Source organism: Bradyrhizobium vignae (assembly GCF_004114425.1).
Lineage (GTDB): Bacteria > Pseudomonadota > Alphaproteobacteria > Rhizobiales > Xanthobacteraceae > Bradyrhizobium > Bradyrhizobium vignae.
Genome location: NZ_RDQF01000018.1, coordinates 1 through 12,301 on the forward strand (window position 1 = coordinate 1; position 12,301 = coordinate 12,301).

At 56.9% G+C, this 12,301-nt stretch carries 11 protein-coding genes and 4 pseudogenes; 6 read left to right on the plus strand and 9 right to left on the minus strand.

Annotation, left to right across the window (positions count from 1 at the left end):
* Positions 1–281: 281 nt before the first annotated feature.
* From EAV90_RS17225 to EAV90_RS17240, 4 genes and pseudogenes are all read left to right on the plus strand, one after another.
* Positions 282–432: pseudogene (locus EAV90_RS17225) on the plus strand (DUF968 domain-containing protein); the annotation flags it as partial.
* A 44-nt stretch (positions 433–476) separates the two neighbouring features.
* Positions 477–737 carry a hypothetical protein gene (locus EAV90_RS17230; protein WP_129144114.1) on the plus strand — a complete coding sequence of 87 codons (261 nt, stop codon included), beginning with the start codon at positions 477–479 and terminating at the stop codon, positions 735–737.
* A 9-nt stretch (positions 738–746) separates the two neighbouring features.
* Positions 747–980 carry a recombinase family protein gene (locus tag EAV90_RS41725; protein ID WP_129144202.1) on the plus strand — a complete coding sequence of 78 codons (234 nt, stop codon included), beginning with the start codon at positions 747–749 and terminating at the stop codon, positions 978–980.
* A gap of 237 nt (positions 981–1,217) precedes the next feature.
* A complete protein-coding gene (locus EAV90_RS17240) occupies positions 1,218–1,400 on the plus strand; it encodes a hypothetical protein (protein ID WP_129144115.1) in 183 nt (60 codons plus the stop codon).
* A 188-nt stretch (positions 1,401–1,588) separates the two neighbouring features.
* Here EAV90_RS17240 and EAV90_RS40625 read toward each other — a convergent pair whose 3' ends face one another.
* From EAV90_RS40625 to EAV90_RS17255, 3 genes are all read right to left on the minus strand, one after another.
* A complete protein-coding gene (locus EAV90_RS40625; protein ID WP_245509547.1) occupies positions 1,589–1,954 on the minus strand; it encodes a hypothetical protein in 366 nt (121 codons plus the stop codon).
* A 257-nt stretch (positions 1,955–2,211) separates the two neighbouring features.
* Positions 2,212–2,607 (minus strand): hypothetical protein, encoded by a 396-nt coding sequence (locus EAV90_RS17250; RefSeq protein ID WP_129144116.1) that lies wholly within the window; start codon positions 2,605–2,607, stop codon positions 2,212–2,214.
* 62 nt (positions 2,608–2,669) lie between these two features.
* Complete coding sequence (locus tag EAV90_RS17255; RefSeq protein WP_129144117.1) at positions 2,670–3,233, minus strand: D-glycero-alpha-D-manno-heptose-1,7-bisphosphate 7-phosphatase; 564 nt, start codon at positions 3,231–3,233, stop codon at positions 2,670–2,672.
* Positions 3,234–3,663: 430 nt separating this feature from the next.
* Here EAV90_RS17255 and EAV90_RS17260 point away from each other — a divergent pair.
* Positions 3,664–4,199, plus strand: a pseudogene (locus tag EAV90_RS17260) (YqaJ viral recombinase family protein); the annotation flags it as partial.
* 223 nt (positions 4,200–4,422) lie between these two features.
* Here EAV90_RS17260 and fcl read toward each other — a convergent pair.
* Together fcl and gmd are read right to left on the minus strand one after the other, a co-directional pair.
* Positions 4,423–5,401: pseudogene (gene fcl / locus EAV90_RS17265) on the minus strand (GDP-L-fucose synthase).
* A complete protein-coding gene (gene gmd, locus EAV90_RS17270) occupies positions 5,382–6,452 on the minus strand; it encodes a GDP-mannose 4,6-dehydratase (protein ID WP_129144118.1) in 1,071 nt (356 codons plus the stop codon). The pseudogene fcl and the gene gmd overlap by 20 nt, the downstream one beginning before the upstream one ends.
* A 324-nt stretch (positions 6,453–6,776) precedes the next feature.
* Here gmd and EAV90_RS17275 point away from each other — a divergent pair, with 324 nt between their 5' ends.
* Positions 6,777–7,892 carry an acyltransferase family protein gene (locus tag EAV90_RS17275; protein ID WP_129144119.1) on the plus strand — a complete coding sequence of 372 codons (1,116 nt, stop codon included), beginning with the start codon at positions 6,777–6,779 and terminating at the stop codon, positions 7,890–7,892.
* 304 nt (positions 7,893–8,196) lie between these two features.
* On the opposite strand, the pseudogene EAV90_RS17280 reads toward EAV90_RS17275, so the two are convergent.
* The 4 genes and pseudogenes from EAV90_RS17280 to EAV90_RS17300 all read right to left on the minus strand — a co-directional run bounded on the left by EAV90_RS17280 (position 8,197) and on the right by EAV90_RS17300 (position 12,287).
* Positions 8,197–9,384, minus strand: a pseudogene (locus EAV90_RS17280) (IS3 family transposase).
* A 1,010-nt stretch (positions 9,385–10,394) separates the two neighbouring features.
* A complete protein-coding gene (locus EAV90_RS17290) occupies positions 10,395–11,276 on the minus strand; it encodes a glycosyltransferase family 2 protein (RefSeq protein WP_245509552.1) in 882 nt (293 codons plus the stop codon).
* Between the two features lie 443 nt (positions 11,277–11,719).
* Positions 11,720–11,965 carry a class I SAM-dependent methyltransferase gene (locus EAV90_RS17295; RefSeq protein ID WP_129144122.1) on the minus strand — a complete coding sequence of 82 codons (246 nt, stop codon included), beginning with the start codon at positions 11,963–11,965 and terminating at the stop codon, positions 11,720–11,722.
* A complete protein-coding gene (locus EAV90_RS17300; protein ID WP_129144123.1) occupies positions 11,928–12,287 on the minus strand; it encodes a hypothetical protein in 360 nt (119 codons plus the stop codon). Before EAV90_RS17300 ends, EAV90_RS17295 begins: the two co-directional genes overlap by 38 nt.
* Positions 12,288–12,301: the final 14 nt, after the last annotated feature.

Consider the following 12,301-nt stretch of genomic DNA (forward strand, 5'->3'; position numbering starts at 1 on the left):
GGAGGGCGCGCTTCGCGAGCGGCTTGCTCCGACTCGCGGCAGCCGATCCAGAAAGACACCAGGGTGCGCTTCAGTAACATTGTCATCTGAGGCAATATGAGGGGGCAGTTTTCCATGGCGCGCGACAGGCCGGATGCGTTGGTCTCGCCAAGCCGGCCCGGTAGTCCTCAAGCAGCCGCAGGTTTTTGTCGCGGCGCGAACTCAGTTCAGCCAACCGGCGATGGATCTCACCCGCTCAAGCAAGCAATGGCGAAAGGCCTCCGCATCGATACTGGCCTCCGACGCAGCCCTGCCGGGTGTGCCGGCAAACCCCATGCGATGCCCATCATCTGACATTCGCCCAGCCGCGGGCGCTCGGGCGCAAGGTCAGCGACGAGTTCACCGTCCCACTTTGCCGGTTTCACCACCAGGCTGCATTGGCATGGCGATGAGACTTTGGCGGGCGAACTTGCATCGTCAAGAACATCAAGCGCGTGATGGCCGCCGAGTACAGCCGCGAGCTGTCAGCAAAGGTCTACGCCGGTCAATGCCGCTTTGCGCGGCTCGGCTACAAGCCTTGCGGACGTGCCGGTTACGCGCTCGTGCGGGAGCTCGTCGACGAAAAAATGCAGACGAGACGAGTGATGAAAAAGGGGGAACGGAAGTACCTTCTGACCGACCACATCCGCATTCGACCAGGTGACCCCATGGAAATCGTGGTCGTGAAGTGGATGTTCGAAAGGTTCCTGGAGGTGTAGGAGACAGTCATCGCTTGGGAGCTCAAGCAAAAAGGGCTCGTCTCAAGTACGGGCGTGCCATGGACCCGCGCCGCGGCTGGCACTGTTCCCAGAAATGAGAGCTATATCGGAAACCTGATCTTCAACCGAAAGTCCCAGAAGCTACGGCAGGCCGCGTCAAAAATCCGCCTGAACAAGGGATCCGAAGCGAGGGCTGCATCGAACCCATCATTGATCGCGAGGTCTTCTTCAGCGTTAAGATGATCGAGGAGCGGGGCGTTGATCCTTAAGGTCACACGCTTCGCGAATTACCACCCGTCACGCAAGACGGTCCTCGTCGGAGGCGTACCGTTGATCTTGCTGAAGAGGAAATGCTCGTTCGGTTGCGCAAAACTCTTCTCAAAGAAGGCCGCTTAGCCGAGCAACCGATATAGATTTCGAAAATTGCCGAAGTGAGTTTGGCAGGTCGCAGAGCAGCGCAGTCCGGGGGTGCGATCGACAATGGCCGGTGTCAAGTCGATTGTCGCGAAAATCCTAAGAGACGAACTCACGTCCATCGGCATCCGGTCATTGACCGTTCAGGAATCTGAGAGGATTGCTGCTCATATCTTCGAGCGGATTATTGACCTCGAATTGGAGCTTGCCGCTCGTGACTTCACCTCCACGAGCCGTGATCGCGACTAGCCTTCTCGTGCTTTCGCGAGGTGCTGGTTCGACGAGCAGCCTGGCAAGAATTGAGGCGACTTGAGCCATTCCGACCTCCGTTGGCAACTTGCGAAACGGAGATCACGCCAGATTGACCGGGGCAGCGAGGGTCCGTATGCGCTTCCAGAGGGACAATGGCCTTGCTCAGAAAGCTATCAGCCGGCAGCTTACAGCAGCATACCCGGCTTCCCGAGCCACGCCAGCGCCGTCGAGCAAGCGGTCGAAAGCAATGCGGTCCAAAACCAGGAACGCCCACGGGCGGCGCTGATTGAGCGCAGATACAGGAAGGCTCCGAGGATCTTTCCGTAATTCTTTCGAAATTCTCCGTTAAGCTTAGTTACTTCCGGCAGATCGGATAACGGCTTACATTCTTCGGCCATTGCGCTGGGCTCCATTTGCGGCTGAACCAGCCCCCTATGAACCACTGTTTTGCCCGACGATGCAAGTTCCCATTTCGGGTTTTCGGTACGCCGCAGGTCGCCGACCGCTAGAGCCTGGTAGAGAGTTGGTCGCCAATCAAAAATGCGACCCAAGTAGCTCAGTCGCCTATCTCAGACTTGAATGGGACCAGCGAGGAAGCTCATCGCCGGGCCGGGATCGGCGCAGGTTCGGCCGCACCATCGCGTAGAGCAGGAAAAGGCCGATGGTGACGGCCACCGCCAGCAGATGCCGCCTCCAAGTCTTCGGATTAAATGCCTAGCAGTGATGCATCTAGCCGTCGGGATGATGTTCTCCAGCTGAGCTCGGAATGCTTGAGTTCCTGCTTCGATACCCAGCCAAGCTTGAGGTCTCATCCATTGTTCCGCTTCATGTGTTTGAATCCTCGCCGCTGCCGCAACAGGGCAGCCTTCTCATAACGTTCCAACCCGTGCAGAAGTCTCATTTGTCTTGGTTCGGCGCCCTCGATCACAGCCAAGATCAGATCGAGCTGAATAGCTCGCAAGCGATCTTGTCGACTCCTGGCTTGAGCCAGATCTTGGAGCGCGATCTCCATACCCGCGCCTTTGAACTCCTCCGCAAACACTGCATCGAACCCGGCGAAATCAGAAGCATCGGAATCGTTCCAACGAGACAAACCATGCCGACAAGCGTTGCGGCTCGATATTGCTTTCCCAGCGCTCGTTTGCGGGCCTGTACTCTTGGCTGCGTTTGCACGATTGGCTTCGATCTGTTGCTTAGACGCCAAATTCCCTCCTTGATTTCGTCAGCTAGCAATCGACCGAACTTCTAATCGCGAAGCCGACAGCATCAATCCTCTGTTCCCGCGCCTCCACGATGCGACAGTGCTTGATGCGGACGATTATGGGATCGCGTCGTTAACAGCGGAGCGATAAAGGTATGGAGGTTAGACCCATTGAACAGATAGGCTGCAATGCCGGCCGCCTGCGCCGCAGCAAGGTCGCTCTGCTTGTCCCCGATCATGAAGCTAACATCGATATCCACCGGGTATCGCTCAAGCAGAGCTCTAATCATCCCCGGCTGCGGCTTGCGACAGTTGCAAAGGACACGGTATCGCTCAATCAGTCCATCAGGGTGATGTGGGCAGAACTCGAACGCATCGATATGCGCACCAACGATGGCCAGCTCACGCGACATCCATTCGTGCAAATTGCGAACATGCCGCTCCTCATAATAGCCCCGCGCAATACCCGATTGATTCGTTACGACAAACGCAAAATATCCGGCGTCATTGACTGCCTTTACGGCTTGTTGGGCTCCTTCCACCCACCGGATTTTGTTGGGATCAAAAGCATAGCCGTCGTCCTCATTGAGAACGCCATCACGATCAAAGAAAACTGCTGGACGCTTCAAAGCTCACTCACCCACGTTCGGAGGAATACTGCTGATCTTCCGACAATCACTGCTCCATTTCAACAAGTCGCAGTCGGACAGCATCATGATCCTTCTCTGCGCTGCGCCTCTTGCACATGCAGCTGTTTGCTGTTGAAGCGTAAATTGGCTTCGTTTTGTCGCTTTGATGCTGGTCCGCCTCCCGTCATCCCTGCCCTAAGCGCGTGAGAACAAGAGCCATTCTTGCAGCCAAAACGAACAACAATGTTGCTGCAGAAAGGACTGGCGATCCGGCGCGATTGGAGCGTTACTGAGTTGGCCGGGCGCCAACGCGATTATAGCGCCGGTATCTCGCCTCGCGGCCACGGGGCTTCGGGCAGTGCGGCATGTAAAGCCGCTTGTTCTTGCGTAGGAGATACCGGTGACAACCGTTCAAACGAATGGCGCAGACGTGCCAAATCAAATCATCACATTCAACCCGAACGATCGGCGCCTTTTCATCGGCGGCTCGGACGCTCGCATCATCATCGGGGACGACCAGGAGAGCCTTATTCGCCTTTAGCGCGAAAAACGCGGCGAAGCAGAGCCTGAGGATCTTTAGGACAATCTCATTGTCCAGCTCGGCACGGTTACTGAGGTCTTGAACCGCGCGTGGTATCAGCGGGCAAGCGGTCACACGATCAAAGACATCCAAAAAGCGCGTCCGCCATCCCGTGCACAGATGGATGGCGGCAACGCTGGACGGGACCGTCGAACAGACCGGCGCCCTTTTCGAAGCCAAATTCATGCTGCCCTGGGCCTTCGGAGGAGGCCGCGGCCGAGAAGCATATGGCGCAGCTGCAGCACAACATGTGGGTGATTGCTCCCCGCAACGCGGTGCTCTCGATCATCATCGGGGGACGGCAAATGGGTCGAGATCAAAATCCATGCCGATCCGCTCTACCACATCTCCTCCTCACTGCCGAGAAGAAGTTCTGGCGCTGCGTCCTGTCGCGCGCCGATCAGGAAGAGCGCGTCAATCAAGGTGAGAGAGTTCCAGATCGACGCGCTACAGCGTCCTGAGCGGCGAAGCTACAAATCCAATTCTCACTTCTTACTTGCTCAGCTCCGGAATAGGTGCCACGGGATGTGAGCCTCTGATGGATATGGATCAGATCACGCTTGATCTAAAACGCCTCAAAGGAGGCCTGTGGCGCCTCCTTGGATAGAGCTAGAGGGAGCCCGTGCTACTCGCAATCTCAGTATTGTACTCGTGGGACAGATACGCCGCATAGGTGCGCTTCAGACCATCATGAAGCGACGTCGCCGCACACCAGCCTAGGTTCGTGAGACGACTGACATCGAGCAGCTTGCGCGGCGTCCCATCTGGGCGAGAGGTGTCGAAATGAATCTCGCCGATGTAGCCGATGACGTCTGCCACGAGATGTGCGAACTCAGCTATGGTAATATCCATGCCTGTGCCAACGTTGATCAACTCCGCACCTGAATAGCTCTTCATGAGGTGCACGCAGGCATCCGCCATGTCGTCGACATATAGGAACTCGCGCCGCGGCGTGCCCGTGCCCCACACCACCACGGTTCTCGCGCCCGACACCTTCGCCTCGTGAAAGCGGCGAATAAGAGCCGCCACCACATGGCTCAATTCAGGATGATAATTATCGCCGGGGCCGTAGAGATTAGTCGGCATCACGCTGATGAAGTCGCTCCCGTACTGGTGACGATAGGCCTCTGCCATCTTGATGCCGGCGATCTTGGCGATCGCATAGGGCTCGTTGGTCGACTCCAGAGGGCCTGTGAGCATGGCGTCTTCATGCAGAGGCTGCGGTGCGAGCTTCGGATAGATGCAGGACGATCCCAGGAACATCAATTTTTCGACGCCGCTTTGATGCGCCGCATGGAGAACGTTCGTCGCGATCGCGATGTTGTCGTAAGATGAACTCAGCGCGCAACGTGTCGTTGGCGACAATGCCGCCGACCTTTGCGGCGGCGAGGAACGCGACTTGCGGCCGCATCTGCGCGAACCAGTCGAACACAGCAGCCTGGTTGCGGAGATCGACCTCGTGCCGCTCGACCGTCACGAGCCTGACGTCTTCCCGGGCGAGCCGGCGCAGGAGCGCACTGCCGACCATGCCGCGATGGCCGGCGACATAGACGCTCTTGCCTCTGAGCTCAAAGGGTACTCTTGCCACTTCCGGCGTCCCGTTTTGCTTCGGCTAGATCGCTCGCTACCATTTCCTCGACGAGTTTGGCAAAGCTCCGCTTCGGCTTCCAGCCGAGCACCTGACGCGCTTTGCTCGCGTCCCCCACAAGGAGATCGACCTCGGTCGGCCGGAAATAGGTGGGATCGATCCGCACCACCGTCTTGCCACTCGTGAGATCAACGCCGGTTTCTTCCACGCCCTGCCCGCGCCATTCGATGCGTCTTCCGACCTGCCCGAAGGCGAGCTCGACCATCTCCCGCACGGAACGCATCTCCCCGGTGGCGAGCACAAAATCGTCCGGCTTGTCGGCTTGGAGGATCATGTGCATGCCCTCCACATAGTCGCGCGCATGCCCCCAGTCGCGCTTGGCCTCCAGGTTCCCAAGATAGAGTGTATCCTCCAGCCCGACCTCTATGCGGGCGACGCCGCGGGTGATCTTGCGGGTTACAAAGGTCTCCCCGCGGATTGGACTCTCATGATTGAACAGGATGCCATTGGATGCAAACATGCCATATGCTTCGCGGTAGTTTACCGTGATCCAGTAGCCGTAGAGCTTGGCCACGCCGTAAGGCGAGCGCGGATAGAATGGCGTGGTCTCCTTCTGTGGGATTTCCTGCACCAGGCCATAGAGCTCGGAAGTTGAGGCTTGATAGAACCGCGTCTCCTTCTCCATACCGAGAATGCGGATCGCCTCCAGAAGCCGCAGCACGCCAATCGCATCCGCATTAGCGGTATATTCAGGGCTCTCGAAGCTGACGGCAACGTGGCTTTGCGCGGCGAGATTGTAGATCTCGGTCGGCCGGATCTGCTGCACCAGGCGGATCAGATTGGATGAATCGGTCATGTCGCCGTAGTGCATCAGGAAGGGCACGTTGCCGACATGTGGGTCCTGATAAAGGTGATCTACGCGCCCGGTGTTGAATGAGGACGAGCGTCGCTTGATGCCGTGCACGATGTATCCGAGCGACAGCAGATGTTCGACGAGGTAGGCACCGTCCTGGCCAGTCACGCCGGTAATTAGAGCAATCTGCTTGGTCATCGCTTAGCGTCTCTAGAACCCGCGGCGCAGGCGCAATGCCGATACGGGACGAAAATAAAGCCTGTTCTCACCACCCTTCTTGGACACAGACTCGAGGACAGGTCAAGCCCGGTCAGAGGAAACTCGAGATTGGATGGGCATACTATGGCGGGGGAGGCCAGAACCAATGCTCGCGCATCTTGGGTCTTGTCGTGGAGAGCGGAGCGATGCCAGTGTGCCGGCCCGCAAGGATTGACTTGATGCTCTTGGAAGAACGCTGTTGGAAAAGCTCTACCGGTTCTCGGCTGTGCTATACTGTTTTGCATCACCTCCATAAGAGGCATCATGCCCGAAGATAGATTGTCCCAGGCTGCAGACCGCGACGGGTTTTTAGATTGCCTGAAGGGGCTCGCAATCATGACAGTGGTAGCTGGTCACACGTTCCAGGGGGCAACACCGGATTTTGACGAATACTGGCCCTTTCGGGTGATCTACGCGTTCCACATGCCCATGTTCATGTTTGTCTCGGGCATGACTGCATCATTCGTTTACCAACGACAAATCGCCGCTGGGTCCAACGTCTCGGTTTTGCGAGACGACCTTTGGAAAAAAGCGCAACGACTCCTGGTTCCATTTTTGGCATGGGCGATTGTCAGTTATTTCTTACACCCGCTGGGCGACTTTGTTGCCCATATGGCTAAGGTCATTGCGTTCCCGGATAAAGGACTTTGGTTCCTGCTGGCGCTTTTTCAATGCAGTGTCGCGCTGACCGTGGCCACCTGGCTCATAATCGTTTTCCGTAGATGTGCTCCGCAGGACCAAGCACTTTCCTGGGGCAACCCCTGGACGCAGGCTGGTGCCTTGATTGTTGCAACCTTTTTGGTGAACTTGGTCAGTCGTTGCATTCCCAACGGGTTCGGTCTCTATCTCGCGCGAGTGCACTTTCCCTACTTTGTCGCAGGCCTAGTCTACCAGATCGCCCTCTCCCGCGGCTTACCAGCAATCCTTCGCCCGCTTCCCTATCTAGTCTTCTTGGCCCTCGTCCCTTTCTGGCATCGGACGAACGTATCGTCGGTTATCGCTTATTTTCCCGTCTCCTGGGCCTCGCCCCGTTCGATCAATTCCATCTACGTTATGATTGTCGCCGCAGCCGGCACGTTGGCGTTCGTCGACCTTGCGGGGAGCATCTATCGTCGCCTACCTGTTTTCTTGGAGCGGCCGCTTCCGTTTCTTGGCCAACGATCCTTGGATATTTATGCAATCCACTTCCACGTTCTTGGAACGTGGCCTCCGATCATAGCGCCCATACTGTACAGTCTGGCGGTGTCCACAGCACTGAGACTCAATTCATGGACGGCTTTGATTTTTTTTGGTCAACGCCAAAGCCTACTGTCGCAAGGACGCGATAGCGATTTTCTCCTGCGGGAAGCCAAGCAGTCTCAATCGACAGAAGCGCAATGAGGAGTCGGTTCTGCATGATATGCGGAAACACGCCGATTCTAATTGGCCCTTTTGGGGTAGCGGATCGCTGCCTGACAGGATGATCGTATCGACTTGAGAAGCGATAAAATGTGCGACCAACAAATCGCCTTTAGCTGGAAACACCGAAACACCTCTCGCACTCCCGAGATCGGCCCATAGGCTCAGTCGTTCGAGAACCGCACCGCCACTACCCACTACCTACGAGCCCGCCCGTAATTGCCCGCTATAATAAGATGTACCAACACCAGCAGGACAGTGACGATTCTGACCTGCCACCGAACTTTCATCCGGCCGCGGTTAGAGCCTCGGGGTTTTGTACGCCAAGCGGCGCGGTTGTAGCAACGGACGATCGGCGGAGCTGGTCGGGGTTGCGTAGCCGATCGTCCGTTGCGGTGAGGTGGGCGGCATAAGCCGCGGGGGTCATGTATTTCAGCGACGAGTGAGGCCGCTGAAGATTGTAGTCGGCAACCCAATTGGCGATCTTGGCGCGGGCGTCGTCGAGATCGAAGAACAGAGTCTCGTTGAGCAGCTCGTCGCGCATCCGGCCGTTGAAACTCTCGACGAAGCCGTTCTGCATCGGCTTTCCCGGTGCAATGAAGTGCCAGTCGATGGCTGCGTCCCTGCACCAGGCGAGCATGGCATTGCAGGTGAACTCGGTGCCGTGGTCGGACACGATCATTCCTGGCTTGCCGCGTCGTTCGACGACGGCCGTCAGTTCGCGGGCGACGCGTCGTCCTGAGATCGACGTATCCGGAATGGCGCCCAGACATTCCTTGGTGACGTCGTCGACGATGTTGAGGATGCGGAAGCGCCGACCGTTGGCGAATTGGTCGTGGACGAAATCCAGCGACCAGCGCGCGTTGGGCATCGCCTCGACTAGGATTGGGGCACGGGTCCCCACGGCCTTGCGGCGAGCCCGCCGCTTGCGGACGGTGAGCCCTTCTTCGCGATAAAAGCCGGTAGATCCGGTTGATCCCCGATGGCTCCCCCTCCCGCCGCAGCAGCACGAACAGCCGGCGGTAGCCGAACCGCCGCCGCTCGTTGGCAAGGTCACGCAGCCGGCCACGGAGAGTCGCGTCCGGAGAACGGCTGTAGCGATAGCGGATCATCTTCCGATCCGCTCCGACAATCGAACAGGCCCGCCCCTCCGACAGGCTCATGACGGCCTGCAGATGCGCGACCGCAGCGCGCTTGGCGGCGGGCCCTACCATTTTTTTGAAAGCAGCTCGCGAAGGGCGGCGGCGTCGAGCATCTGCTCGGCTAGAAGCTTCTTCAGCTTCGCGTTCTCGTCCTCCAGCGCCCTCAGCCGCTTCGCCTCTGAAACGTCCATGCCGCCGAATTTGGCCTTCCAATTGTAGATCGTTGCTTCCGAGACCCCGTGCTTGCGAGCCAGGTCGGCCGTCTTTGCTCCAGCCTCATGCTCCTTCAATACCGCGATAATCTGCTCTTCCGTGAACCTTGCTCGCTTCATCTGTCCGTCCTTCTTCGGGCCGGACTCTAACTCCATCTGGAGGAAATACGCAGGGGCAGGTCAATTCCAACCGCAAAACAAAAAATGAAATTTGGAAGGAAACTATGCCACCGTTAACCCTGACGTTCCACGGTGCACCGGGAAATGAGGCTGTTCTGGTCGACCAACACCAGAGCTTTGACCGCTTCGGCGCGCCCCACTTCGGAGCAGCAAATCGGGTTTGGTCAGCCAATTTACCAAAACCCATAGCCGGAAAGGCTTGTCAACCAATTCCGGCTTTTTCGCTCAGACCGGGCCTAGCGTCTATTCCGAGCCAAACCTAAACACGTTAACTTTGCAAGTGTTCGACTTTTGCTTTCTCTAATTCAAGGCCGTTATACCGACGAGCAGCGTATTTTCAGCGAATTCTAGCTGGCTTTATTGGAAGGCTCCGCCGATAATACAACCGGCAAAACGTCGGACTTGACGAGGACATACGATATGTTCCGAGTGTTTTTTCGGAGCCTGGCTCACCAGGTGCCAGCGAACAATTATAGTTTTAGGGCCCGCTCGATTGATCGAGATGCCGAAACAGACCACCGACGAGTTGCATCGGTGATGGCAGCACTAGAAGCTGCGATTAGAGAAGCAGAGGATGAGCGGTCGGGCCTCAAGCACCGCGTCGATGATGCGTTAGCACGTGCAGCTGTCACTTTGGGAAACTGTAGCGACGAGTACCTGGAACGCGAGCCTCTCGATGACCGTCATCAAAGTCTTTTTTCGTCCCAGATATCGAATGGCGAGCGGCGCCTCTCTGAGCTGAATGGGATAATTTCGCGCCTTCAATTCCTAAAAACCGCTGTTCAAGATCGTTTCCCGTTATTCGTATCTTCAGCCAGGTAGCGAAGAGCGCAGACCAAAGCTAACGTTTCAGCGAGTCTAGGTCCGCGTCTATAAGATCGCTCGCCCGATCTCTAAATGACTGACCAGCGTCCGCCTCGGCTTGGCTATCCGCAAATTTCTTACTCTACTCATTCCGAGCGCTGCGGAACTCGCGCCTGACGCAGCTTCTCCTGTAGGCTCCTCCACCGCACCGAGGTCGAATCACAAACAGGCTTTAATCGCTTCTTCTGCATCGGCACATTAATCCCGACTCCGACAGTAGCGATATCGATCACTCCTTTAGCGCATTGCCCGGCCACTCCCCCTAGTGCAGGCCAAATTTCTCCACCTTCAAGTCCGTAGCGCCAGAAGCTCCTAGCGAGAGCAGCCCGACCAGGCAAGATTTTACGCAATTGTAGTCTATCCTGGCGGTACCCCAAAAGTACTCTATCTAATCCGGCGAACTTGCTAGTATGCAACGTTCGCAGCAGTAGCTCGTGATCCTCGGCATACGTAGGTCTTGGATCGTACGGATTTCGACGAAACCATGACGCTCGCCCGCACCACGTGGGATGAGGGAGAGGAAATCCGGAAAATCGTCGCGCAACGATATCCTGATGCGTCAATCCAATCGGCATCTCTCCAATAAGCTCACCATCGCTCGAGAACACAACCGCCCCGCAACCTACAAGGTCAAGACTTGGATCGAGCTGCAGTCGCTCAACTTGCCGCGCTAGCCGTTCTGGGAAGCAAACATCGTCTGCATCCATGCGGGCAATGAATTCGCCTTTGCCGAAGGTGATCGCCTGGTTGAGACGCGTCGCCAATCCCGCAGAAGATGGCTCCCGAATAAGCCGAATTCGCTTATCATTGAACTGTTCGACAATCGCGCTACTCCCGTCCGTTGAGCCGTCATCAATGAGGATCAACTCCCAGTCCTGAAGCACCTGTAGTTGAATTGACTGTACGGCCTCCGCCACCGTCAATGCGCTATTGCGCATCGACATGACGATCGAAACGAGCGGGAGCATAGTCACGGTTCACTCGTATAAGATGCCAGTGCTCGGCGAGAATATCGATTCACATGATCTATACGGGTAAGCATGGCGGACAAGAACTGGGAAGTGTCTTAACTGACCAAAAACTCGAGCGCAGCTCACCACAATGCTTAGTACCGCGCGGGACCGAAGTCTGCATGCACAGCTCGCTCGCAAAACCAGCGATCGAGATGCCGAGTCCTAGTTGTTTGGGGATTAGTTCCATCGCGATGCGACGAGCCATTTCAAAGGATGCGACACCGCCACGCGTGAATAGGTGCGGTAGCGCGCTCGTTTTACTATCGATAGACTGCGGATCAGTAGGAGAGCAACAGCGTCATCCCAGGAAGGCCGAGCCCAGATTCTATCATGCGGAAGCGCGTAGGAAATTTCTCCGCCACCTCTTGGATCGCGCGCGCTGGCCCCACATTGTAGTTCTATTCAGCCGATTGGAAGAAGGTATCATGAACGATCGCGCTGGCGTCCGGCACAGTGGAAAATATCTCATCCAGCTCGTCACGCACGGATTCGTAGGCATGATCGCAGTCGACAAAAAACAGCGGCCGCTTGGGCTCGCCGAGCTCCCGCCACCTATCGAGCGCCACTTTCACACTATTGCCGCGATGTAGATGAACCTTCTCAAGGCTACGTACCAGGCGTCCGTGCTCCGCGCGCGGCGACATGCGAGGCATCCGACGGAAGATCGATCGTGTGAATTTCATAGCCTAGATTGAAAATCCGCTCGCATTCATAAAAAATTCGAGCCGATGCGCCGATATGCGTGCCCCAGTCGAACACGACTGATGGCTTAAGCCGACAAGCTGCGGCACTCATGAGCAGGAGCTCATTTAATGGATAGGGATGTGTGCCGACCACGGGCACGAGCTTTTCCAACAAGAAGCTCGACAGCGTCCAGAGATCGACTTCGAATTCGCTAGCAGTCGGGTTGCGGGCGGGATCGGGCCATGAGCGCTCGACTTCCGCCTGACGACGGAACCTGCCCAAGATCTCGCTAACTG